The 24499-nt window shown below is 47.2% G+C and carries 17 protein-coding genes, 2 tRNA genes and 1 riboswitch; of the genes, 16 read left to right on the top strand and 3 right to left on the bottom strand.

Translation table 11 applies throughout. The annotated features are described in order from the left end of the window. The first annotated feature begins 555 nt into the window (after nt 1–555). The 9 genes from EJV45_RS13240 to EJV45_RS13200 all read left to right on the top strand — a co-directional run bounded on the left by EJV45_RS13240 (nt 556) and on the right by EJV45_RS13200 (nt 12661). The gene (locus tag EJV45_RS13240; protein ID WP_129716156.1) at nt 556–1113 is read left to right on the top strand and encodes an RNA polymerase sigma factor; all 558 of its coding nucleotides are present in this window, start codon (nt 556–558) and stop codon (nt 1111–1113) included. Nucleotides 1114–1181: 68 nt separating this feature from the next. Beyond that, a complete protein-coding gene (locus EJV45_RS13235) occupies nt 1182–2120 on the top strand; it encodes a FecR family protein (RefSeq protein ID WP_129716155.1) in 939 nt (312 codons plus the stop codon). A gap of 65 nt (nt 2121–2185) precedes the next feature. After that, nucleotides 2186–5533 (top strand): TonB-dependent receptor, encoded by a 3348-nt coding sequence (locus tag EJV45_RS13230; protein WP_240755285.1) that lies wholly within the window; start codon nt 2186–2188, stop codon nt 5531–5533. 13 nt (nt 5534–5546) lie between these two features. Next, nucleotides 5547–7064, top strand: coding sequence for a RagB/SusD family nutrient uptake outer membrane protein (locus tag EJV45_RS13225; RefSeq protein ID WP_129716154.1), 1518 nt, complete (start codon nt 5547–5549; stop codon nt 7062–7064). Continuing rightward, on the top strand, nt 7058–8923 hold the full coding sequence (locus EJV45_RS13220; protein WP_240755284.1) for an alkaline phosphatase: 1866 nt from the start codon (nt 7058–7060) through the stop codon (nt 8921–8923). The genes EJV45_RS13225 and EJV45_RS13220 overlap by 7 nt, the downstream gene beginning before the upstream one ends. 34 nt (nt 8924–8957) lie before the next feature. Next, on the top strand, nt 8958–9908 hold the full coding sequence (locus tag EJV45_RS13215; RefSeq protein ID WP_129716153.1) for a phosphatidylinositol-specific phospholipase C: 951 nt from the start codon (nt 8958–8960) through the stop codon (nt 9906–9908). 189 nt (nt 9909–10097) lie between these two features. Continuing rightward, nucleotides 10098–10523, top strand: coding sequence for a hypothetical protein (locus tag EJV45_RS13210; RefSeq protein ID WP_129716152.1), 426 nt, complete (start codon nt 10098–10100; stop codon nt 10521–10523). A 124-nt stretch (nt 10524–10647) separates the two neighbouring features. Further along, nucleotides 10648–11787 carry a thioredoxin-like domain-containing protein gene (locus EJV45_RS13205; protein WP_129716151.1) on the top strand — a complete coding sequence of 380 codons (1140 nt, stop codon included), beginning with the start codon at nt 10648–10650 and terminating at the stop codon, nt 11785–11787. Between the two features lie 178 nt (nt 11788–11965). Then, the gene (locus tag EJV45_RS13200) at nt 11966–12661 is read left to right on the top strand and encodes an FkbM family methyltransferase (RefSeq protein WP_205942381.1); all 696 of its coding nucleotides are present in this window, start codon (nt 11966–11968) and stop codon (nt 12659–12661) included. A gap of 553 nt (nt 12662–13214) precedes the next feature. Here EJV45_RS13200 and EJV45_RS13195 read toward each other — a convergent pair. Both EJV45_RS13195 and EJV45_RS13190 read right to left on the bottom strand, forming a co-directional pair. Continuing rightward, nucleotides 13215–13286 (bottom strand) — tRNA-Glu (locus tag EJV45_RS13195). Nucleotides 13287–13384: 98 nt separating this feature from the next. Continuing rightward, a tRNA-Met gene (locus tag EJV45_RS13190) sits at nt 13385–13457 on the bottom strand. 188 nt (nt 13458–13645) lie between these two features. Between EJV45_RS13190 and era the strand changes: the two genes are divergently transcribed. The 3 genes from era (at nt 13646) to EJV45_RS13175 (ending at nt 16424) form a co-directional block, all read left to right on the top strand. Then, nucleotides 13646–14524, top strand: coding sequence for a GTPase Era (era, locus tag EJV45_RS13185; RefSeq protein WP_129716150.1), 879 nt, complete (start codon nt 13646–13648; stop codon nt 14522–14524). Between the two features lie 95 nt (nt 14525–14619). After that, nucleotides 14620–15921: a ribosome biogenesis GTPase Der gene (der, locus tag EJV45_RS13180; protein WP_129716149.1), complete on the top strand. Its 1302-nt coding sequence runs from the start codon at nt 14620–14622 to the stop codon at nt 15919–15921. Next, on the top strand, nt 15921–16424 hold the full coding sequence (locus EJV45_RS13175) for an N-acetyltransferase (RefSeq protein WP_129716148.1): 504 nt from the start codon (nt 15921–15923) through the stop codon (nt 16422–16424). The genes der and EJV45_RS13175 overlap by 1 nt, the downstream gene beginning before the upstream one ends. A 47-nt stretch (nt 16425–16471) precedes the next feature. Here the strand turns inward: EJV45_RS13175 and EJV45_RS13170 are convergent, their stop codons facing one another. Next, nucleotides 16472–18070, bottom strand: a complete 1599-nt coding sequence (locus tag EJV45_RS13170) for a S41 family peptidase (protein ID WP_129716147.1) — start codon at nt 18068–18070, stop codon at nt 16472–16474. 178 nt (nt 18071–18248) lie between these two features. On the opposite strand from EJV45_RS13170, the gene murQ reads away from it, so the two are divergent. The 4 genes from murQ to metH all read left to right on the top strand — a co-directional run bounded on the left by murQ (nt 18249) and on the right by metH (nt 24457). Beyond that, on the top strand, nt 18249–19064 hold the full coding sequence (gene murQ / locus EJV45_RS13165) for an N-acetylmuramic acid 6-phosphate etherase (protein WP_129716146.1): 816 nt from the start codon (nt 18249–18251) through the stop codon (nt 19062–19064). Between the two features lie 9 nt (nt 19065–19073). Next, entirely contained in the window at nt 19074–19640 is a 567-nt protein-coding gene (locus EJV45_RS13160) for a hypothetical protein (protein ID WP_129716145.1), read from the top strand. Nucleotides 19641–19673: 33 nt separating this feature from the next. Then, nucleotides 19674–20420 (top strand): Bax inhibitor-1/YccA family protein, encoded by a 747-nt coding sequence (locus EJV45_RS13155; protein WP_129716144.1) that lies wholly within the window; start codon nt 19674–19676, stop codon nt 20418–20420. A 116-nt stretch (nt 20421–20536) separates the two neighbouring features. Then, a riboswitch (SAM riboswitch) is annotated at nt 20537–20640 on the top strand. Nucleotides 20641–20758: 118 nt separating this feature from the next. After that, nucleotides 20759–24457 carry a methionine synthase gene (metH, locus tag EJV45_RS13150; RefSeq protein ID WP_129716143.1) on the top strand — a complete coding sequence of 1233 codons (3699 nt, stop codon included), beginning with the start codon at nt 20759–20761 and terminating at the stop codon, nt 24455–24457. The last annotated feature ends 42 nt before the right edge of the window (nt 24458–24499 follow it).

Here is a 24499-nt window from a genome sequence, read left to right as displayed (position 1 = left end):
CGCTTTGGATTTATAATCCAAAGTAACTGAGAACCGGGTTTTTAACCCGGGCAATACAGTGCGGATAAAATATCCGCCTCAACGCTTCCGGATTACAAATCCGGAAGGACAAATACATACGTCACTTTGGATTTATAATCCAAGGCAACTGAGAACCGGGTTTTTAACCCGGGCAATATCGTGCGGATAAAATATCCGCCTCTCATTGCTTCCGGATTACAAATCCGGAAGGACAAATACACACGTCGCTTTGGATCTAGAATCCATAGCAACTGAGACCCTGGTTTTGAACCCGGGCAATATCATGCGGATAAAATATCCGCCGCTCAATGCTTCCGGATTACAAATCCGGAAGGACAAGTACACACGTCGCCTTGGATTTGTAATCCAAAGCAACCGGGACCCGGCGTTTAACCCTGGAAATATCGTGCGGATACCTGGGAACCATAATTTGACAGCTTATTAGACCGCCGTACGCCTTCAAACTTTACCGGTTCTTAACATACCTGCAATATCAGCTGTATAAGTTTGCGACGTCTTACATCGCACCGGCTAATGACCCAACTCCTCCTTCATGCGCTAAAAAACGACAGCCGGCAGGCCATGAAAGATATTTATACGCTTCACTGGGAAAAGGTTTTTGACGCCGCATTTTTTAAAACCGGCGATGAAGCCATTTCGCAGGACATTACGCAGGAAATCTTTATTTCTTTATGGGAAAAACGCCGGGATCTGCGCGTCGACGGAAGTCTTGATGCCTATTTGTACGGCGCTGTTAAATACCGCGTTATTAATTATTTCCGCTCTGCAGCACTGCGCGAAAGTCATCAGTCTGCCTTTGCCCTGCTTACCGATGAATGTTCCGCTTTACAGGCCGACTCAAGACTTCGCTTAAACGAACTCAACCGCGAACTGGACGCGGCCCTGGCCCTGCTTCCCGAAAGAATGCGCCTGGTGATGACCATGCGTAAAAAGGAAGAAAAAAGCATAAGTGAGATTGCCACCGAACTTGATGTATCCGTACAGACTATCAAAAATCAGATAACGGCCTCAATGAAAATTCTTCGGCAGAACCTGTCGTACCTCGTGTTTTTAACACTTTTTATCCGTTAACATAACCTTCATATACTCTTAACAGGCTTGGTTGGTACTCCCGTCAGTTTAGATTGACATGTTTACAAATGACCGAAAAACAAGCGAAAGAGCTGCTCACAAAATACCTGAGCGGCGAAGCCAGCCCAGCCGAAGCCAGTCACGTTGAACAATGGTTCAAAGGACTGGAAACCGGAATGCCCGGCCCCTCCCCCGGCCAGAAAGAGGAGATCGGGAAACAGATGTTTCTGAATTTACAGCGCGCCATGATAAAGGAACCGCCGGAGCGACGGGTGGCCGGGCAACGGTGGTTTCGCGCAGCGGTAGCCATACTGATCGCAGGAACTGTTTTCGGGGCCTACCAGCTTTTACAGCCTGCAAACCTGAAATCTACCAAAGCAACACAACTGTCAAAAGTTGCAGCGCCGGATACGCTGCGCCTTGCTGACGGATCGCAGGTTGAACTCGGTGCGCAAAGCAGCATCGACTATGCGACAAACACAAAAAAATTCAGACGGGTAAGGCTGAGCAAGGGTGAAGCCTTTTTCAATGTCAAACATGACAGTCGGCGTCCGTTCATTGTCGAGGCTGGTTCGGGCCTCAGCATCAGGGTTTTAGGCACATCATTCAGCGTTCGTAACCAGGCAGGCGATGGCCCCGCGCAGGTTGAAGTCAGCACGGGCAAGGTAGCGGTGAGCCGGAATGGCCGCCTGCTCGGAATACTGACCCGTGGTCAGCAATTAAGTTACGACTATAAAACCGCAAAGGCCTCTGTGACACAGCTGCAACAGGTGCGAAGCATACAAATATCTTTTTCAGCATCATCTCTAGCCGATGTGATAAGTGAGCTGGGGTATGCCTACAACATCAGGATAACACTGGCTGACGAACAGCTTTCACACCTCAGGTGTACGGCAAGCTTCAACAGCGCCCAGTCGCTGGAAGACATCCTCGATATTTTGTGCCGCCTGCACCACATTCGTTTCAAACCGGGCCCCGATCCTGCTTCATTTCAAATCTACCGTTAGACCGGAAACGACATCCCGACACCAAAAAACTATTGCTAATTATTATCCAAGAAAATCAAACAACAATGAAAACAACATCAGTCAGTACGACAACAGCTTTTTGCAGGGTTATGAAGTACCCGGCATTAACCTTTGCCGTCCTCTGCCTCTTCTGCAGCTCTTTGTTTGCCTCGAAAACGATGGCCCAAAAACTCGACAGAAGCACCGTTAGTATCCGCATCAGTAAGGGAAAGAAACTAACGGAAATTATTTCAGAAGTGGAACAGCGTACCGGCTTCCGCTTTGTTTATAACCCCGATCTGCTGCTGGGGAAAAGCGCACTTATGAACGCAGATTTCAGACAGGAGCCGGTACGTTCCCTGCTCGATAAACTCGGCTTAAATGCAACCGAAAAAGGCATCCATGTTATTCTGGAGCCAGTTACCCGGGTCAAAGCCGACAGAATCATTACCGGAAATGTAACTGATACCACCGGCGCTGCCATGCCGGGCGTATCGGTAAAAGTGGTAGGCACACAAAGCGGAACGGTTACCGACGCAAACGGAAATTACCGCATTGAAGCCAATGACAACGCCGTGCTTTCGTTCTCGATGATTGGTTACAAAACACGGGAAGTGCGTGTAGGAACGAGTGAAACGATCAACGTGTCGCTGAGCACCGAACAGTCTAACCTTGCCGATGTCGTTGTTGTGGGTTATGGAACACAGAAGAAGGAAAGCCTGACGGGCGCCGTCGGACAAGTTGCTCTTGACAAATTGTCATCGCGTTCCCTGAATAGCGTAGGCGAAGTTCTGGCTGGGAAATCGCCGGGCGTTATCGTGACCAACGAAGGTGGTGACCCGACCTCGTTACCGCGCGTAAATATCCGCGGACTTGGCGGCATCAACGGCGAGAGTGTCCTGTATGTGGTCGACGGCTCAATATATCCCGGCACACCGCAGCTTAATCCAAACGACATCGAGTCTATTTCAGTCCTGAAAGATGCCGCTGCCGCCATTTACGGCGCCCGTGCATCTGGAGGCGTTGTGCTTGTTACCACAAAAAAAGGGAAACGCGGTAAAATGCAGATCACGTTTGATGCAAAGGTCGGCCAACAATCTGTTTGGAAGACGCTTGATCCGTTGAATGCCCAGGAACGCGCTGCTGTTGCTGCTACTGCCGCTCAGAATGGCCGGACCACGTTGTTGCCGGCATTCGATGCGACTAAATTTCCCGACGGCCAGATCACGCGCACAAACTGGATGGACGAAGTATTCAGAACAGGTTTGCTTCAGGATTATAATGCGGCTATTAACGGCGGCAGCGAAAAATCAAACTACTACCTGAGTTTCAACTACCGCACAGCCGAAGGTATTCTGCTGAACACACGCTCAGAGCGGTACAATTTCAGAATCAATACCGAACACGAAGTTACCTCCTGGCTGAAGATAGGTGAAAACCTTGCCTACAGCAATACAAATGGTAATGGTGCCAATACGAGCAGCGACTATACGGGCGCATTGCTCTCTGCAATTTATTACCCGACAAATGGTACGCCCTACAATGCGGATGGAAGTTTCGCCGGTTTGCCCGGCGGCCAGTATGCCGGCGACTATGGCGATATCGTAAACCCCGTCGCAGAGTTGATGCGGATCGACATCAACAATCCGGTACACGTACTGGTGGTCAATCCATACGCCACACTTAAACTCGCACCAGGCCTTACCTTCAGGTCGAACTTCAGCTTTACCCGGAATTCTTCACAGTACAGGAGCTTTACACCCAAACGTCCCGAAGTTGGTAAGCCTGTATTGAGCAACAGCCTTGTTGAGCGTGCCGATCAGTCAAACGATATTCTGGCAGAGCAGGTGTTAAATTACAACACCACCGTTGGCGACCATGGTCTCGATTTTACCGGCGGTTATACCTACCAGCAGACCAAAGGCAACGGCCTCATTGCCTCAGGCTCTGGATTCGATGATGAGTCGGCCCAGTACAGGTATCTCGTCAACGCAACAATCATTCAGCCATCATCAAGTTATTTTGATTCGAAAGCGCTCTCGTCCCTCTTTCTTCGTGCAAACTACAATTACAAAGAGAAATATCTACTTTCACTCATCGGTCGCCGCGATGGATCGTCGATGCTGACAAAAGAGAACAGATTCAGAAATTACGGATCGGTTTCAGCTGGCTGGGCAATCAATAAAGAAAGTTTCCTTGCTGAGCAAACCTGGTTAAGTGAACTGAAACTTCGTGGAAGTTACGGCGTATTGGGTAACCTTGGCAGTTTGTCTCCATCTGCAGTTAACCCGCTCCTGGTGGCCACGCAGAGTTATTTTGGTCAGAATCCGGCCCTGCAAACAGGGTATGTGCAGACAGTTTTAGCAAACCGGAACCTGACCTGGGCCGAGTCGCAGCAAACAAACATTGGCCTTGATATCGGCTTGTTCGGCAGACTGAATATTGTTGCAGACTACTTTATCAAAGAAACCGATAAAATGATCCTTACGCGTACGCTTCCGGGCACCGCCGGGTTAGGCACGCAGACAATCAACGCAGGCATTGTAAAAGACCGCGGCATTGAACTTGGCATCAATTATAACAGCAGCAAAGACCGTCCATTCACTTATGGCTTTAACGCAACACTAACGAAACTGACAAACAAGGTAGAAGAGCTTGCACCAGGCATGCAGAATATCGCTGTCGGAACAAATTTTCGTAACGAACTTGCTCCTTTAATGATCAGCGTAGGGCAGCCACTCTACAGTTATTACGTACTGAAAACCCAGGGCATATTCCAGAACCAGGCCGAGGTAGACAGTCACGTAAATGCCACTGGCAAAAAAATCCAACCAAACGCAAAACCAGGCGATTTCCGCTTCGCAGATCTTGACGGCAACGGCACTATTGACAGCCGCGACCGTTACTTCGCCGGAAGCGCTTATCCTGATTTCTCGTACGGCCTGAGCTTTAATGCCGGATACAGAAACTTCGATTTTAATATCTTCTTCCAGGGTGTTCAGGGCAATGAACTGTTTAATGCGGTAAAACGAACTACCTATAGCGCAAGCGGTCCGTCTTACAATAAGCTATCAGGCATTCTGGATGCCTGGTCTCCCCAAAACCCGGGCGGAAGCGTTCCGATCATATCAACTTCAGATGCCAATGGAAACTTTAATGCTTCCGATTTTTATATCGAAGATGGTTCTTACCTGCGCGTAAGAAACGTAACCCTCGGATATACCTTACCTAAATCACTGATGAGCAGGCTAAAAACCGGTCCGCTGCGTATCTATGCTACCGCGAACAACCTGTTTACATTCACAAATTACTCTGGCTTTGACCCCGAAATCGGCATGGACAACAATGGCCTTGACGTTGGGCGTTACCCACAAGCCCGCAGCTTCATTTTCGGACTCAGTTTAACTCTTTAATTACACAGGACACATGAAAACCACCCTAAAATATCTCGCATGCGCACTTGTTGCGCTCGGCGCATGCACCAAACAACTCGATATTGCGCCAGAAGGTTCCCCTTCTGCAGGAAACTTCTGGAAAACGAAAGAAGATGCGTTGAAGGCAGAAGCCGGTATGTATGAAAACTACAATGATGAAAATTTTTATGGCCGCGGTATGTTCTGGTTTATCAATGCCAGCGACGATATGGTGACCGGCCGAAACAAGCCTGAGGCTGACAACATCAAAGACTTCAATAAGAACTACATCGGCGGCGGTTATACAGAGAGCCAGTGGAGTATGCGGTATGCCGTAATCAAGCGCGCAAATGACATCATCAGCAATGTACCCGGCATCCAGATGGACGAAGGCCTAAAAAAACATATCATCGGCGACGCCTATTTCAATGCCGGTCTGGTTTATTTTCAGCTTGCGGCAAATTATGGCAATCAGAAAGCCGGCGTGCCGATTGTTACACCTGATGCCGACCCCGCAGTGCCCGTACCCCGCGCAAAAGATGTGAACGAAAATTACGATTACATCATTTCCCTCTTCCTGAAAGCGGCGGAGAATCTGCCCAACTTTTCTGAGATGAAAGCTACGGACTATGGAAAGGCGCACAAAACCGCAGCATGGGCATATCTTTCAAAGGTATATCTCTACAGGAAAGATTACGCCAACGCTGCAAAGTATGCAGACATGGTTATCAATTCCGGACAGCACCAGCTGCTGGATAATTTCACCGATGTCTTTAAAGCAGCAAACAACTGGTCGAAAGAATACATCTGGTCTGTAGTATGTACGCCAAACGGTGGCGGAACCGGCTGGGGAAGTAAACTTCCGGGTGTTATGCTCACCAACAAAGCCTGGGGAATATACAATGGCTGGGGCTACTATCTTCCGACCAAAGAACTTTACGATTCTTTTGAGGCCGGAGATCAGCGCCGCGAAGCAACCATCCTGAAAACAGGAGATAAATTTATGTTCTTCGGCCAGGAGCGCAGCTTTACGAAAGATGCCGGGGCCACTTCAGACTATCAGTTTAAGAAATACATGGAGCCCTTCTCCTGGGCAAACCCGATTCCTTCACATGTTAACCCGAACGGCGATAACGGGACAACGGATCTGAACGTACCGTTGATGCGTTTTGCAGAGGTACTATTGATCAAGGCTGAAGCTGCCATCAACATTTCGGGCGCAGGTGCCGGTGATGCGGAACTCAACAAGATCAGACAACGCGCCAAACTTCAGCCAAAATCCGGCATGACCATTTCCGATTTGAAACGCGAACGCCGGAACGAGCTTGCCGGAGAGTGGGCAGACCGTCACCGGGACCTGGTAAGATGGGGCGATGCGCAAGCCACCTATGCGAAACCCCTGCACGATTCAAATAACAACGTGATCTGGCCTGCAAGAACCTTTGATCCAAACATACATGATGTATGGGCGGTGCCTCAGAAAGAGATAGATAATGGCGCAGGAGTTATCAAACAAAATCCGGGATGGTAAAGAACATTTTTATTCTGCTGCTCAGCGGCACTTTACTGGTATTGCAACCTGTCTTCGGACAGGTTGCTTTACATGCGAACCATGGGCATAGCCATAACGACTACAAACAGGCTGTGCCGCTCAAAACCGCTTATAACGCGGGCATGGGATCAATCGAGGCCGACATCTTTCTTCGTTCCGGGCAGCTTTTTGTAGCGCATGAAGCGAGTGAGATCGAAACGTCGCGAACGTTGAAGCAACTTTACCTCAATCCGCTGGCAGAAATCTACAAGGCAAACAACAACAGGCCGTACCCGCGTCAGGATTGGAAGCTGCAGCTCGTGATTGATTTAAAACAAGATTACCGCGAGGTCCTTCCGGTATTGATCAGGGAACTGAACGCATTTGAAGATACCTTCGATGCCTCGCGTAATCCCCGGGCAATCCGCATTGTTATCAGCGGCAACATGCCCCCTCCTGCTGAATTCGGCCAATTTCCAAAATCGCTTTCTTTTGACGGCAGGCCGCAGCTGACCTATACCCCAGGCCAGCTCGAGCGCATTGCAATGATCAGCGATGACCTGAAAGCCTACACTATCTGGAACGGAAAAGGAAACCCTACCGGTGAAGATGAGGCAAAACTGCGTGCGGTCATTTCGAAAGCGCATGGTCAAAACAAGCCGTTTCGCTTTTGGGCTACGCAAGACAGCCCCAATACCTGGATCGTACTTGAACGGCTTGGAGCCGACTGGATCAATACTGACCAACCCGCCGCGCTGCAGCAGTTTTATGCAAATGCTGCCAAACAAACCTATACCCGGGCTACAGCGCAGCCGGTTTATACCCCTGCGGGTGATGCAGGATATATAACAAAAGCGCCCAAAAACGTAATCTTGCTGATTGGCGATGGCATGGGGCTGGCACAGATTCACGCCGCAGCAATGGCAAACCATGGCACACTGAATATCCTGCAGATTCCCCATATCGGCTTCGCCCAGACAAGTGCCGCCGATGCGGGAAACACCGACTCGGCAGCCGGTGCAACAGCGCTTGCCACAGGCACAAAGACGAATAACCGCTTTATCGGCGTCGATCCGGCAAAGAAACCGATGACCAATCTCGTAGATACCCTCGCGGGATGGGGTTTCAAAAGCGGTATCATCAGCACCGGCGATATTACCGATGCTACGCCTGCCTGCTTTTATGCCCATCAGCCTGAGCGCTCCATGAGCCAGGCCATAGCAGCCGATCTTGCAAACAGCAAAGCACAGATCCTTATTGGCTCTAACCAAAAAAGCTTTAGTACGGGATCGAACGCAGCCCTGCCGGCAAGACTTCACGAGAAAGGGTTTGACACCGTTGACGCGATAGACAAAATGAGTACAAAGCCTGAAAGGAGACAGCTCGTCCTGCTTCCTGACAGCGCTACAAGGCCAGTATTAAAAGGGCGGACAGATCTGTTGCGACAGGCATTGCAGAAGACTGTTGCCTCCCTGAGCCAGAACAAAGCAGGCTTTTTCATTATGGCCGAAGGAGCACAGATCGATCATGGCGGCCACGCCAATGACCTGCCTTTCCTGGTAACCGAACTTCATGATTTTGACCTCGCCGTCGAAGCGGCATTGCGCTTTGCGGATACCAACAAAGAAACCCTTGTAATTGTAACCGCCGACCATGAAACCGGAGGACTCTCACTACTTGATACTGACCCAGCCAAAGGCATGATCAGAGGCGCTTTCAGCACGAACGACCATACAAACATCATGGTTCCAGTATTTGCATACGGCCCCGGAGCTGCTGCGTTTACCGGAACTTATCCAAACAATGAAATATTTCACAAAATCTTGAAATCCCTGTCATTGAAACCTAAATCGAAATAGCCCGGCACCAACCTAAATAAACCCTAAAAAAACAATGAAAAAATTAAAATCTCCCCTGATTGTTCTCTGCGTGCTTCTGCTTGCAGCATGTAAAAAAAATGGCGTTGAGCAGCTCTCATCAGGCACTAGCAAGTCTGGCGCCACTACCGCAGCCGTCGCCCTGAACAACTGGATGGGCGGTCTGCCCAATACCGTGACCATTGCAGGTCTGTCTATTCCCGGAACGCATGACTCCGGTGCAACGCAGGAGCCGATCGGCGGAACGGCCAAATGCCAGACGCTCAGTATTGCCGCACAGTTGAATGCCGGTGTACGTTACCTGGACATCCGCTGCAGGCATATAGACAATGCGTTTACAATTCACCATGGCGCCATTTATCAGAATCTGAACTTTAATGATGTTCTGAACGCCTGTATCAGTTTCCTGAACAGCAATCCGACCGAAACCATTATCATGAGTGTAAAGGAAGAGCATACCCCTTCAAATAACACGCGCACATTTGAGCAGACTTTTGACAGTTACGTACAACAAAATGCAAGCAAGTGGGATCTTGGTGTAACGGTACCTACCCTGGGCGCAGTTCGCGGCAAGATCAAACTCTTGCGCAGATTTAGCGCCGGCAGTGCAAAAGGAATTGATGCGACCAGCTGGGCAGATAACACGACGTTCAGCATCAGCAACTCAAACGCAAACCTGAAGATCCAGGACTATTACAAAGTCGATGATCTGAACAGCAAATGGACACGCGTAGAGACCTTGTTGAACGAGGCAAAGAACGATGCCTCAAACCGGCTTTATGTGAACTATGGCAGCGGCTACAAGCCCGGAATTTTCGGCATTCCGAACATCAACACCGTCTCGAACTTTATCAATCCAAAGATCAGCACATTTTTTACCAGCAACACAAAAGGTAAGTTTGGCATTATTCCGCTGGATTTCATAACAGCCGAACGCAGCCAGCTCATCGTTAATACGAATTTTTAAACCACACCTGCCGGGTTAAGAAAGCCGCCGACGAGGCGGCTTTCTTATTTTCTGTGTATCCCTGGCCTGAAAATGCGATATCCGATTTTTTTGATTACAGTAAGATTTGCATTTGGAATTTGCTGATTAGGATGAGCCGGGCTACCTTGTAGTATAAATAATAAGACGGGACTTAAGATCAGAAGTCAGATGGCAAATAAAGATAGTCTGGTAATAATTATGTTGGCAATTTTTGCAGCGGGCTGTTTACCATCCCGTAAGGATACATTTAACACTGTAGAACTGACATCATCGAAAGGAGAAAAAATCTACATCAACTCACTGAATTGGGGAGTGACAGATGATTACCAGATGACGGCCATATCAAAAGACAAAAAGAAAGCGCGACATCGGTCAGATAGTATCAATGTTATCAAGGGATTAGATCCGTTCTTTTACCGCTTCAGGAACGACACCCTGAATCTCTATTTTGATGATCAAATAAACTATCGCATAAAAGAGAAATTCAAAACCGCTCACATAAGATATATCGCCTTAAGCCGGCAAGCCTACACTGTTGTACAGCATAAAGCCTATCAAAATCTCGATGGATATTGCGCTATTCCGACGCGATAAATGATGGCGGAAAAACCTGATCCAGACCTGGTTCAGACACAGGAAAAATTTAACTTCACTTCTAAACTATATCAAAATTTTCTAACTTAACGATGCGTACGCACAGATCGCTTCGCTTAATTTTATGACCGGCAAATTTTCATCCCTCATCTATTTATTTTTTCTCCTTTTCACCTTTCACAAGTCGCAGGCACAATACAAGTTTAACATACATGGTGAAATACCGAAAGAATTGTCATCATCGATGGTCTACCTTAAGCTAAGAGGCTACAATTTCCGGCTCAGCGCTTTGCGCGATTCGGCACAAATAAACAACCAGCGATTCGAGTTCACTGCCAACCTTTCGGAACCTGCACTTAAAGGAGAATTACATTTTATGTCCGGCGGCAACAAATATATCACATACTTTGCGGTCGACCCAGGTGATAATTACATCAAGCTAGAAATGGCCAGCCTGAGTGGGTCTGTCTTCGAAAAATCAGGTGGCCATAATATTTCGAATCTGATGGAGGAAAAGATCAGATCAATCAAAAGCCTGGCCTATAAAAAACGAACAGCCGCTGCCTTGTTACCTGATGGTACTGAACAATCAGGCCGTATATTTTTAGAAAGTGAGAAACAAGTTCTTGATGTAATAAGGGCAAACCCAACTGCTTACTATAGCATCATTACGCTATACTGGTCAAGTAAACTTGCCGGCCTGTCAAGCCAACCTGAACTGATTTTACAAACGCTCGAAGCTCTCGACATCCAGCTAAGATCGTCTGAACCTGGAATTGATATCAGAAACAGATTGGAAGCGAATATTGAACGTAAGGAGGCAATGAGTATCGGAAAGACTTTGACTGCATTCAGCACCACTACCGATAAAGGGGAGGTATTTGATCGCGCAACGCTGCAGCAGAACACCCATCTGTTTATTTTTTCGGCAAGCTGGTGCGTACCATGTCAGGAACAGCTTCCGGCTATAAAAAAAATGTATGAACAGTATAAAGAACGCGGATTGCGCGTCGTGTATGTTTCGAATGATACAGATTCAACACAATATGAAAAGTACGTCCGGCTCAATCCGGCACAATGGACAAACATTCCTGACGGTGTTAAACACAAAAGGAGCCTCACCAAATTTTTCAATGTAAAATATCTCCCAACCTGCGTTCTGATCGGCAAAAATGGAAATATCATTTATCACGACGGTGATACCGATTCCAACCTTCATACTTTAAGCACTGTCATAGAGAAAACGTTAAAAAATGATGAATAAGTGTACCGGAAATTATTCATCAAATGGTTTGGACGTGCCGCAAATCCAATAGTAGATCGTTGCAGGGAGTGCTGGATTAGTCTGCGCAGTGGCGGTTTTCATATTGATCTACGGTTTAATGACAAGGCTTGTAACGAAATTTCTCTTTTTGTTTATCTTGCTCACTTAAAACTATAAAATGGGATTTCGCCGCACGGTAAGAAAATGGTTAGGATATAAAGAACCGGAAGAATACTTAAATATTTCCTTTGCACAAGAAGGAGAAGATATGCTGCTGGACAGAATCTTGAATGAAAAGGCTGAAGGTTTTTTTGTCGATGTAGGCGCATTGCATCCAACACGTTTTTCAAATACGTACAAATTCTATAAACGCGGCTGGCGGGGGATTAGCATTGATGCTTTACCAGGAAGCATGAAACGATTTAACGATGTTCGTCCCCGAGATATAAATTTGGAGATACCTGTTTCAGATAAGAAAGAACACATTCCATTTTACGTATTTAACGAACCTGCACTAAACACCTTCTCAAAAGAATTGGCTGAAGAACGGAATAAGAAGGAGATTTTTTATATTGAAAAAACACTCAATTTAGAAACCCAAACATTGTCGGAAATTCTTGAAAGATATTTACCTGAGGGCCAGCCTATCGACTTTTTTACTATTGATGTAGAAGGATTTGACTTACAAGTTCTTAAATCTAATGATTGGTTACGACATAAACCGTCTATTGTTGTTATTGAAACGGAGATATCTTTTGATCGTATGGAAAATTCAGAAGTTTATAGTTTTTTAACGAAACTAGACTACACGTTATGCGCAAAAACGCTAAAAACCTGTTTTTTCAGCCACTCAAAATTTAACCTTCCTTCTTAAAACGTCTGTGCAGAGACAAGAAGCTCTTTTACCAAATCTTCAATAAGGTTTTAAAGGCTTCTATGGATTTCACTGTGAAAATTTCAATGACCGAATGTGTAAGTTTTGTGCTAACAGAGTTATTCGGCTTTACTATTCTGTCATACAAATTTTTGGCGAAATCTGGTATTATGTTAGCCCGGTAAAGCGTTGAATACCCTCAAACTCTGAAGTTGATTTGGATAAACATCATATCGCAAAAATATCTTTTTTGACGTCTCCGGAATTGAAAGCTTCTTTTAAAACCATGGCTAATTGTTATAAATTTTCTTTTTGTCCATCCAGCATCTTTATGCCAGCAGTAGTTTCAGAGTTGCCGCTTATGAATACATCGAACTTGGGTAATTGATGGATATGGTGTGATGACAAGGCTTGCAACAAAATTTCTCTTTATCCTTCAGTAGCAGTTGAGAAGCTGTCTGAAACGACGGAGCGCCTTGAAAAACAGGATCAGATCATGCTATCACCGACCCAAATAAAATACAAAAGCCGCCTCTTTTCAGAAGCGGCTTCGTAGCCCGTAGGGGAATCGAACCCCTGTTTCAAGAATGAAAATCTTGCGTCCTCACCCCTAGACGAACGGGCCATTTTGAGTGGAAGTTTTAAGTAATAAGTACTAAGTTTTAAGTACTAAGTTCTAAGCTACAAGTGCTATAAACCATACAACTTCTTCCGCTCTTCAGGTAGCGGGGGCCAGACTCGAACTGACGACCTTCGGGTTATGAGCCCGACGAGCTACCAACTGCTCCACCCCGCACTATATTTGCTGAAGTCTTTGTCTCTTAATAAATCCTTCATCTCAGATTTGAAGACCCGGAACCTCTTTTCCGGTTACTGTTCCAACTCTTTTTGTTTCGGCTAAATCCTTGGCCTTTGTTCCGAATTGGAATGCAAAGATATAATTCGTTTCTTTGTACTCCAAATTATTTTTTTAATTTTTTTTTCATGACACACAAAGCAGGATTTGTCAGCATTATCGGAAAACCAAACGCGGGAAAATCAACCCTGATGAATGTCCTTGTAGGCGAGCGCCTTAGCATCATTACGCCTAAAGCACAAACAACCAGGCACCGCATTCTTGGTATTCTGAACGAACCGGAATATCAGATTGTTTTTTCTGACACCCCCGGTATCATTAAACCAAAATACTCGCTGCAGGAGTCAATGATGAGTTTTGTGAACGGTTCACTGACTGATGCCGACCTGCTTCTGCTGGTCAGCGACATTAATGAAACGCACGACGAAACGGATGTGCTTGAAAAACTGGAGAACCGAAACATTCCCACCATCGTACTAATTAACAAGATCGATCAGGCTACACAGGAACAGGTTGAAGAAAAGATCGCCTTCTGGCAGCGCAAACTCAATCCGCTGGCCGTATATGCCATTTCTGCCCTGCATAAGGCAAATATAGACGGCCTGCTTGAGCAAATCCTCCTGCACCTGCCTGAGCATCCTCCCTATTATGATAAAGAAGAGCTGAGCGACCGCAGCGAACGTTTTTTCATTTCCGAGATTATTCGTGAAAAGATCTTTAATAACTACCAGAAAGAAATTCCCTACAGTACTGAAGTCGTCGTGACTGCCTTTCAGGAAGAAGAAAAGATAAACCGCATCAGCGCCGAGATCATTGTTGAGCGCGATTCCCAGAAAAACATCCTGATTGGCAAGGGCGGCAGCATGCTTAAAAAGGTCGGAACTGAAGCACGTCTTGAGGCAGAAAAATTTCTCGGTAAAAAAGTTTTTCTTGAACTTTTTGTAAAAGTGGTACCAGACTGGCGCAGCAAAAAAGCGCAGTTACGCCGCTTTGGATACGAGAATTAAAATATTTTGAAGATTTCCGGTGCAGGTTTCCGACCTTTGCAGACGAAACCACCGGCAGGACATGCTTTTGGCAGTCCACAAAAACACAACACAGTATGAGTAACATCATTGCCATTGTAGGCAGGCCCAACGTGGGCAAATCAACCCTGTTTAACCGTCTTACCGAAAGCCGTCAGGCGATCGTCGACGATTTTAGCGGTGTAACGCGCGACCGTCATTATGGCGTAGGTGCGTGGACGGACAAACAGTTTACCGTAATTGATACCGGTGGTTATGTTGCCAATTCTGAAGATGTTTTTGAAGCTGCCATTCGTGAGCAGGTGCTTATAGCCATCGAAGAAGCAAGCGTGCTCCTCTTTATGGTCGATGTAACAACGGGCATCACCGATCTTGATGATGAGATTGCAAAAATCCTCCGTCGCAGCAAAAAGCCCGTATTTACCATTGCAAACAAGGTCGATAACAATGCGCTGTTAAACGAAACCAGCATCTTTTATAGCTTTGGTCTTGGCGAGATTTTCCCGATCTCAAGCATGACGGGCTCAGGCACCGGAGACCTGCTCGACGCTGTCATTACCCATTTTGAAGATGAGCCGGAAGAGGAAAACACATTGCCAAAAATCACCATCGCCGGCAGGCCAAATGTTGGCAAATCTTCACTGATCAACGCCCTGATCGGAAAAGAGCGCAATATCGTTACCCCGGTGGCGGGCACTACGCGCGACTCTATCCGCATTCACTATAATCAGTATGGCAACGAGTTTATGCTGATTGACACAGCTGGTTTGCGCAAAAAAACCAAGGTGAAAGAAAATATCGAGTTTTACTCGGTTATGCGTACCATCAAAGCGCTCGAAGAAGCGGATGTTGTTGTTCTCATGTTAGATGCGGCAGAAGGAATCGAATCGCAGGACATCAACATTTTCCACCTGGCTGAGAAAAATAAAAAAGGCGTAGTGATCCTGGTAAACAAGTGGGATCTGATCGAGAAAAACAACAAAACCGTGAAGGAGTTTGAAGAGCAGATCCGTGAAAAGATTGCACCTTTTACCGATGTACCTATCGTTTTTACCTCCGTATTAAACAAACAGCGTATTCATAAAGCGGTCGAAGCTGCGCTTGAGGTCTACAAGAACCGGAGCAAAAAAATATCCACTTCCAAACTGAATGATGTCATGCTTCCGCTTATAGAAAGTTATCCGCCGCCATCAAATAAAGGCAAGTATATCAAGATCAAATACGTTACCCAGATCAACGGTATCTCGCCGATGTTTGCGTTTTTCTGTAACCTGCCGCAGTACATCAAAGAACCTTACAAACGTTTTATTGAAAACAAACTCCGCGAGAACTTTGATTTCTCCGGCGTTCCTGTTCAAATCTATTTCAGGCAGAAGTAATGCAGTTTGTTCAGTCAGCACAGGAAGATTTAGCGCTGATCTTTGAATTTTATGACCTGGCGATTGCCCACCAGAAAAAAGTTTATACGCGGCACTGGCTGCCTTTTGATCCGCTCATGGTAAAAGCAGAGATCGGTGAAGGGCGGCAATGGCAGCTAAAGATTGACGATCGTACTGCAGCCGTATATGCAACGGCTTTCAGCGACCCGGTTATCTGGAAGGAGGAACATCCGGCAAAGGCAATTTACCTGCATCGCATCGTAACGCATCCTGATTTTCGCGGACAAAATCTCGTTCAGCTCATCACTAACTGGGCTGTGGATTTTGCGCGCGCACAAGACCTCGATTTTGTCCGCCTGGATACCTGGGCCGACAACAATAAATTGCTGCAACATTACACATCCTGCGGATTCAAACATGTTGGCGAAGTAAGTCCGGAAAGCGAAGGCCTGCCGCCGCATTATGCGGGCATTACATTGAACCTGTTTGAGATTCGGCTGTAGCATTTCAAGAAAAACACAAAGCCGTTTAAATCTCAAAAGCTACCGCATTACTGCAGGCTCGCCATTGCCTGTTTAATGACGGCATCATTAGCGTTTAAGGCGCGGTAGTATCCGGCGTCGCCGAGGTGATACCGGTACAACAATGCACGCAGGTCATTGCATATCAGCGCCTTGGCGTTATTCAGTTGGCCAAAGTCAAGTTTAATCTGGTTCCTGCGAAGATATTTTACAAAATCTTTGAATTCTGCATCGTTAAGACTGAATGTATCAAGATTTGCCTCCACATAAGCCTTGTTATACCTGCTTGCCAGGACCTCAAGTACGTAATCGGTTATGATCTTTTTGTTTAAAAGCGTCACGTAAGCTTTATTGTAACCTGAAGTATCAAGCTTGACAAACACGTCGGGCAAAATTCCGCCAGGCATAAACTTTTTCGGGATGGGCACCTGCATAGTGGCTTTAGGAAGTGTATCACTTGCTGATACATCAGCTGTAAGTTCACCGTTATTCAGGCGTTCTTCAACTTCGTGCCGGTAGGCGTCAAAGCCCTTTCTGTATGATTTCTGTATGCTTCGCCCGGAGGGGGTATAATAACGGGCAATGGTCAGGTTCAATGCTGAACCATCGTTAAAAGGAAACTGCTCCTGTACCAGGCCTTTTCCGAATGAGCGTCTGCCAATGATCACGCCGCGTTTCAGGTCCTGCATGGCACCCGCTACGATCTCGCTGGCAGAGGCAGAATTTTCATTAATCAGCACGGCCAGCTTTTCGCGCGTAAATTCGCCCGTGCCGGTAGAAAAGTATTCTGTACGCGGTTCATGCCGGCCTTCGGTATAAACGATCAGTTTATTTTCGGGCAAAAATTGGTCGGCAAGACCGGTTGCGGCCATCAGGTAACCACCGCCATTGTCGCGCAGGTCGAGAACAAGTTTACGCATACCGCGGCCGCGAAGCATTTTAGCCGCATCGGCAAAGTCCTGATCCGTCTGCGCACCGAACTTGCTGATCCGAACATAACCTGTTTCGGGATTCAGCATATACGCGGCATCGATACTGGATAGCCGGACGCTGCCACGGGTAACATTCACGGCAGACGGCAGGATGTTTCCGGGATGCAACAGTGTAAGTTTTACGGTCGTACCGCGGCGGCCTTTGAAGCGGCCGGTCATTTTCTCACGGGGCAGGTTGCGCCCGCTGATAACCATTGTGTCCACTTTCAAAATCTTATCCCCTTTTTGTATACCCGCCTGCCAGGCTGGTCCGTCTTTAACTACACCGGTTACAAGAAGTGTGTCTTTGAGAATATAATATTCAACGCCAATGCCTTCAAAGTTTCCTTCAAGATCTTCAGCAAGCGCCAGCGCTTTTGTAGGTGGTAAATAACTGCTGTGGGGATCGAGCCGGTGCAGTACGCTGTCGAGAGGCAGGTTCGCAAGTTTCCTGGTATCTACATCATCGACATAGTTTCCATTGATAATATGCAGAATTTCATCCACTTTCTCGGGACTGTTGTCTGCATATTTTGTACGCTTTTCAAGCACGTATCCCTGGTCTTTCAGGAACTTGTAACCCATGAACATGCCCAGGATCAATACCAGTGAATAACTCAGGGAAATAAGTAGGTTGATGCGCGTATTCCTTTTCATTCGAAAACCACTACAAATTTATGAAAATTAAAGCGTTAAGTAAGATACAGCCCGAATTATTTATTTGTTTTGGAAGATTATTCGACAATTATTTGCAGGCTACTGATCTTCTGTATAAAATTGTACAACAATTCCTCCCAGCCACCTGAAAAGCGGTGGTTTACATAAAATTAAACGCATGAAAAGGGTTACCGAGCAGGATTCAAATTACAGGCATATTGATCAGATGTCTGTAGGGGAAATCCTCATGAACATCAATAACGAAGACAAAACCGTTCCGCTGGCTGTCGAAAAAGCCATTCCGCAAATAGAAAAACTTGCAACTGCTGTTGCTGAAAGAATGCAACAGGGTGGCCGGCTGTTTTATATCGGCGCAGGAACCAGTGGCCGCCTGGGTGTTGTAGACGCGTCTGAGTGCCCCCCTACCTATGGCGTGCCGTTTGACTGGGTGGTTGGAATCATCGCAGGCGGCGATACCGCGATCCGCAGGGCTGTAGAGTTCGCCGAAGATGATGAGCAGCAGGCATGGGCCGACCTCCGGGAGTTCAACATCAACAGCAAAGACTGTTTGGTTGGCCTGGCCGCTTCAGGCACCACGCCATATGTTATCGGCGGACTGAACAAAGCACGAGCCCAGGGCATTCTGACCGGATGCATTGTCTGCAACAGCGGAAGCCCGATTGCCGCCGAGTCTGATTTCCCGGTGGAAGTGGTGGTTGGCCCTGAATTTATAACCGGTTCTACCCGCATGAAATCAGGAACAGCGCAAAAACTTGTTCTCAATATGCTCAGTACCACCGTCATGATTAAATTGGGACGTGTTGTAGACAACAAAATGGTCGATATGCAGTTAACAAATAATAAACTGGTAGACCGCGGAACACAAATGGTAATGGACGAGCTGCACATTAGTCAGCCCGAAGCCTCCAGCCTGCTCACACAATACGGAAGTGTACGTAAGGCGGTCGAAGCCGGACAGAAATCGACATTATAAAAGCACTGTATGCACGAAATTGAACCTTTTTTTCAATGGCGCGATGATTACATCTCTTCAGAAGATGAACGCTCGCCGTTTTACAACACGGAATACTCTGAGTTGTACTTTGATAAACAGGTCTACAATTTCCTGCTGCACCCGCAATGGGACGATTTTGGTTCGACCACGCTGTACATCAAGATCCTCTATGCCGACTATGAACACGGTTTTGCAATTGTTGAAATGATCGGCGAGTGGAATGATGCAGTTAACAATGACATCATGCTGCTGAAACGGGAGATCCTCGAAATGATGATGGATGAGGGACTTAACAAATTTATCCTGATCGGCGAAAATGTACTGAATTTCCACGCTTCAGACGATTCTTACTACGAAGAGTGGTTTCAGGATGTAGACGATGGCTGGATTGTCGGGGTCAACTTCCAACAACATGTAATTGACGAGTTCAGACATAACAACATCGACTACTACGTCAATTTCGGCGGTCAGCTCGACAACATACACTGGCGCAAACTGAAACCAATGCAGTTCTTCAGGAAAGTTGAGGAAGTGCTGACAAAAAGATTAAATTAAAACACTATTTTTAACGTTTACACAAATAAAAAAATGGAACAGCAAAATTATTCATACGACGATCAGACGGTTTTTGTCCAGCAGGAACGCTCTGTATCTAAAAAGTTTTTCGCGAGCGTCTTTATGTGGATGTTCGTTGCACTGGCGATCTCTACGCTTGCGGCTTTACTAGTGTTCTATTCTGAAGAAACACAGCGTTTGCTATTTAACTATGAAACCGGCAAAAGAACAGCGTTGGGTTATGTAGCGATGTTTGCACCTCTGGGGCTCGTGTTACTCATGGGGGCAGGCTTCAGCAGGCTTTCATATGGCGCAATTCTGGGCGTTTTCATCCTGTTTTCCCTTTTACTTGGCGTGAGTCTGAGTTTCGTGCTTCTTGTTTACGCACAGGCCTCTATCATCAGCTGTTTTGTAGGCGCGGCGGTAATCTTCGGCATTATGGCTGTAATGGGTTATACAACCAACATTGACCTGAGCAAGTTTGGTCCTATTCTGATGGTCGGGGTTGTCGGCCTTCTGCTCGCAGGCCTTGCAAATATGTTTTTTCAGAGCGAACAGTTCAGTTTTATTATGGCATTTGTAGGTATCGCCGTTTTTACCGCGCTTACTGCGTACGATGTACAGATGATCAAACGTATGGGCCAGGGCATTGAACGCGATGGCAGTACCATTGCACACGCCGATACGAAAAAGCTGGCTATCATGGCCGCATTGTCGCTTTACCTGGACTTCATTAACATTTTCCTCTACCTGCTGCGCATTTTCGGCGGCAGAAAGTAAAGGACTTCTCAAAACAATATTTCAAAAGCCACGCAGATTTGTGTGGCTTTTGTTATTTAATTCGGTGCCGCCCCCGATTTTTTGGAAATGATCTTTCTTTGTTGCATTTTTGTAGTCGCTTATTAAGAAAGATGGAGGGATTAGACCCTGAGAAGTCTTAGCAACCTGTGCCTACAAGGTGCTAAATTCTATCCCGGTAGCAACCGCGAAAAGATAAGTAGTGAAACCCCGCCCGGATTTCCTGATAAGCATTGCCACCGGTCACTGTTGCAGCCTGACCGGAAGCATAATAAATGTAATACAGGGTAATCCTACACGGGCGAAGGCCCACGCGCAACATGAGCATTAGAAAAGACTTAGAAGAACGCATTCTTGTGATCGACGGGGCCATGGGCACCATGATCCAGCGTTACACCCTCACTGAAGAGGATTTCAGAGGCGACCGCTTCAAAAACCATCCATGTGATGTAAAAGGTAACAATGACCTGCTGAACATCACCCGCCCTGACGTCATCAAGGCCATCCATCTTGAATATCTCGAAGCCGGGGCAGATATTATTGAAACCAATACATTCAGTACGCAGCGCATCTCGATGGCTGATTACCAGATGGAGGAACTTTCTTACGAACTGAGCCTGGAAGGCGCACGGATTGCGAAAGCAGCCTGTACAGAGTTCATGGAAAGGAACCCCGAACGCCGGTGTTATGTTGCCGGAGCCATCGGCCCAACCAACCGCACCCTGTCTCTCTCTCCAAACGTTAATGATCCGGGATACCGTGCCATCACCTTTGATGAATTGGTTGATGCTTATTATGAGCAGGTTCGCGGACTTGTAGACGGCGGCTCTGACCTGCTGCTTATTGAAACAATCTTTGACACCCTCAATGCAAAGGCGGCGATATTCGCCATCAAAAAATACGAAGCGGAATTAAGGGACATTCAGGCCCCCGAAATTTTCCAGGAACGCCCGATTATGATCTCTGGTACGATTACCGATGCATCGGGGCGTACGCTTTCCGGCCAGACGGCTGAGGCCTTTTTAAATTCCGTTGTCCATGCCAATCCGCTCAGTATTGGCTTCAACTGTGCGCTTGGGGCAAAAGAAATGCGTCCGCATATTGAAGAACTGGCGCAAAAGGCAGGCTGTTTTGTTTCGGCCTATCCCAATGCCGGTTTGCCGAATGAGTTTGGTGCTTACGACGAGCTGCCTGCTGAAACGGCCAGATTTATTGAAGATTTTCTCGATTCGGGATTCGTAAATATGGTTGGGGGCTGCTGCGGTACCACACCTGCACACATCCGCGCCATTGCACAGATTGCCCGCAAATCAAAACCGAGAAAAGTCGCCAGTCCGGAACCGCATATGCGACTAAGCGGGCTTGAGCCGGTAACCATTACGCCCGAAAGCATTTTCGTGAATGTTGGCGAGCGTACAAACATTACCGGTTCACCAAAATTTTCCAAACTCATTCTTGGCGGCGATTATGAAGCAGCCCTGGCTGTAGCGCGTCAGCAGGTTGAGGGTGGTGCCCAGGTTATTGATGTGAACATGGATGAAGGCATGCTCGACTCAGAAGCGGCAATGACCCGGTTTCTAAACCTCCTGGCATCAGAACCTGATATTTCCAAGCTGCCCATCATGGTCGATTCCTCAAAATGGAACGTCATTGAAGCCGGTTTGAAATGTTTGCAGGGCAAAGGCATCGTGAACTCGATCTCCCTGAAGGAAGGCGAAGATAAATTCAGGGAAAACGCGCGCACAGTGATGCTGTATGGCGCGGCCGTTGTTGTCATGGCTTTTGATGAAAAAGGTCAGGCTGACAATTACGAGCGCCGGGTTGAAATTTGCAAACGCAGTTACGACATTCTTGTAAATGAGATTGGTTTCCCCCCGCAGGATATCATCTTCGACCCGAATATTCTTACCGTCGCCACCGGCCTGGAAGAACATAATAATTATGCGGTCGATTTTATCAATGCAACCCGCTGGATCAAAGAAAATCTGCCGCATGCCAAGGTAAGCGGAGGTGTTTCAAATATATCCTTCTCTTTCAGAGGAAATAATACCGTACGCGAAGCGATGCACTCGGCCTTCCTGTACCATGCCATCCGCGCCGGACTTGACATGGGCATTGTCAATGCCGGAATGCTTGAGGTGTACGAAGAGATCCCTAAAGAACTGCTGGAGCGCGTGGAAGATGTGCTTCTGAACCGCCGGGATGACGCTACTGAGCGTCTCGTTGAATTTGCTGAGACCGTAAAATCCAAGGGCAAGGAAACGGTGAAAGATGAAGCCTGGCGCAATGCCCCGGTAGAAGAAAGGTTATCACATGCGCTGGTCAAAGGACTTATCGAGTACCTGGACCAGGATGTTGAAGAAGCGCGCCAGAAGTACCCGAAACCCCTTCATGTCATTGAAGGGCCGCTGATGGATGGGATGAACATCGTTGGAGATCTGTTTGGAGCCGGCAAGATGTTTCTTCCGCAGGTGGTAAAATCTGCCCGGGTAATGAAAAAAGCCGTTGCTTACTTATTGCCATTTATTGAACAGGAGAAACTTGACAATCCGGATGGCAACACCAGTTCTTCGGCAGGAAGAATCCTTCTTGCTACCGTCAAGGGTGATGTACACGACATCGGCAAAAACATTGTCGGCGTTGTACTGGCCTGCAACAACTTTGAGATCGTAGACATGGGTGTGATGGTACCCGCACAGGAAATTATCAGAAAGGCCAGGGAAATTAAGGCAGATATTATTGGCCTGAGCGGACTGATTACACCATCGCTGGATGAAATGGTTCATTTTGCCAAAGAGATGGAACGCGAAGGGTTCGATATTCCGCTCATTGTAGGTGGTGCAACCACATCGCGTATTCATGCTGCTGTGAAAATAGCACCAAACTACTCCGGTCCGGCGATCCATGTACTCGACGCCTCCCGAAGTGTAACGGTTTGCAGCACGCTGATGAACGCCGAAACGAGGGAAACATACATCCGCGATATCCGGGCTGAATATGATAAAGCACGCGAAGCACACCTCAATAAACGTTCAGACAAACGTTTCAAACCGATCGAAGAAGCCCGCGAAAACCGCTTTCAGATCAACATGAACGGCATGATTCCGCCTGCTCCCGCGTTTACCGGCACCAGGGTCTTCGAAGATTTTCCACTTGATGAACTGGTTCCTTACATTGACTGGACACCGTTCTTTCATACCTGGGAATTACGGGGAAGTTACCCGCGAATCTTCGAAGACAAAGCAGCAGGCGATGAAGCGCGGAAATTATTTGACGATGCGCAGGCACTGCTGAAACGCATTCTTGATGAAAAATTGCTTACTGCCAGGGGGGTAATCGGTTTCTGGCCCGCTAACGCTGTTGGCGACGACGTTGAGCTTAGCGTAGAAAAAGATGGCCATATAGAAACCGTCACAATCCATACCCTGCGGCAGCAGGCGGAAAAAACGGAAGGGCAGCCTTACTATGCGCTGGCCGATTTTATCGCACCAAAAAGCACGGGCATTTCTGATTATTTTGGCGGGTTCGCCGTAACCACTGGCATTGGTTGCGACGAGCTTGTGGCTGAATTTGAAAAGAATTTTGACGACTATAACAGCATTATGACCAAGGCACTTGCCGACAGGCTGGCAGAAGCTTTCGCTGAAAAAATGCATGAACTGGTTCGTAAAGAATACTGGGGGTATGCCCGGGAAGAGAACCTGAGCAATGAGGACCTGATCAAAGAACAGTACGCCGGTATCAGGCCTGCCCCGGGTTATCCGGCCTGCCCGGACCATACAGAAAAAGCAACCCTGTTTAGTCTCCTTGATGCCGAAAATCGTATCGGACTGCGTCTCACCGAAAGTTTCGCCATGTACCCAACCGCAGCGGTTAGCGGCTATTACTTTGCGCACCCTGAATCCCGGTACTTTGGTCTCGGCAAGATTACGCAAGACCAGGTTGCAGACTATGCAGAGCGCAAAGGGCTGCCCCTTGAAGAAGCTGAACGCTGGCTGGCACCAAACCTGGCCTATTAAATAAATCTCAACCAAGCTGTACGAACCGAAGTATCCAAGAAC

This window comes from Pedobacter sp. SYP-B3415 (assembly GCF_004138205.1).
In the GTDB taxonomy this organism is placed as follows: domain Bacteria; phylum Bacteroidota; class Bacteroidia; order Sphingobacteriales; family Sphingobacteriaceae; genus Pedobacter.
The sequence above is the reverse complement of the archived record's forward strand: the minus strand, read 5'-3'. Positions and strand labels throughout refer to the sequence as shown.

Bases quoted from the DNA above. Each gene is read 5' to 3' on its own strand.
- EJV45_RS13175 (WP_129716148.1), top strand. From the start codon at position 15,921: ATGCAGTTTGTTCAGTCAGCACAGGAAGATTTAGCGCTGATCTTTGAA.
- EJV45_RS13240 (WP_129716156.1), top strand. From the start codon at position 556: ATGACCCAACTCCTCCTTCATGCGCTAAAAAACGACAGCCGGCAGGCC.
- EJV45_RS13235 (WP_129716155.1), top strand. From the start codon at position 1,182: ATGACCGAAAAACAAGCGAAAGAGCTGCTCACAAAATACCTGAGCGGC.
- EJV45_RS13205 (WP_129716151.1), top strand. From the start codon at position 10,648: ATGACCGGCAAATTTTCATCCCTCATCTATTTATTTTTTCTCCTTTTC.
- der (WP_129716149.1), top strand. From the start codon at position 14,620: ATGAGTAACATCATTGCCATTGTAGGCAGGCCCAACGTGGGCAAATCA.
- EJV45_RS13160 (WP_129716145.1), top strand. From the start codon at position 19,074: ATGCACGAAATTGAACCTTTTTTTCAATGGCGCGATGATTACATCTCT.
- EJV45_RS13200 (WP_205942381.1), top strand. From the start codon at position 11,966: ATGGGATTTCGCCGCACGGTAAGAAAATGGTTAGGATATAAAGAACCG.
- EJV45_RS13170 (WP_129716147.1), bottom strand. From the start codon at position 18,070: ATGAAAAGGAATACGCGCATCAACCTACTTATTTCCCTGAGTTATTCA.
- metH (WP_129716143.1), top strand. From the start codon at position 20,759: ATGAGCATTAGAAAAGACTTAGAAGAACGCATTCTTGTGATCGACGGG.
- era (WP_129716150.1), top strand. From the start codon at position 13,646: ATGACACACAAAGCAGGATTTGTCAGCATTATCGGAAAACCAAACGCG.
- EJV45_RS13210 (WP_129716152.1), top strand. From the start codon at position 10,098: ATGGCAAATAAAGATAGTCTGGTAATAATTATGTTGGCAATTTTTGCA.
- EJV45_RS13225 (WP_129716154.1), top strand. From the start codon at position 5,547: ATGAAAACCACCCTAAAATATCTCGCATGCGCACTTGTTGCGCTCGGC.
- EJV45_RS13215 (WP_129716153.1), top strand. From the start codon at position 8,958: ATGAAAAAATTAAAATCTCCCCTGATTGTTCTCTGCGTGCTTCTGCTT.
- EJV45_RS13220 (WP_240755284.1), top strand. From the start codon at position 7,058: ATGGTAAAGAACATTTTTATTCTGCTGCTCAGCGGCACTTTACTGGTA.
- EJV45_RS13155 (WP_129716144.1), top strand. From the start codon at position 19,674: ATGGAACAGCAAAATTATTCATACGACGATCAGACGGTTTTTGTCCAG.
- EJV45_RS13230 (WP_240755285.1), top strand. From the start codon at position 2,186: ATGAAAACAACATCAGTCAGTACGACAACAGCTTTTTGCAGGGTTATG.
- murQ (WP_129716146.1), top strand. From the start codon at position 18,249: ATGAAAAGGGTTACCGAGCAGGATTCAAATTACAGGCATATTGATCAG.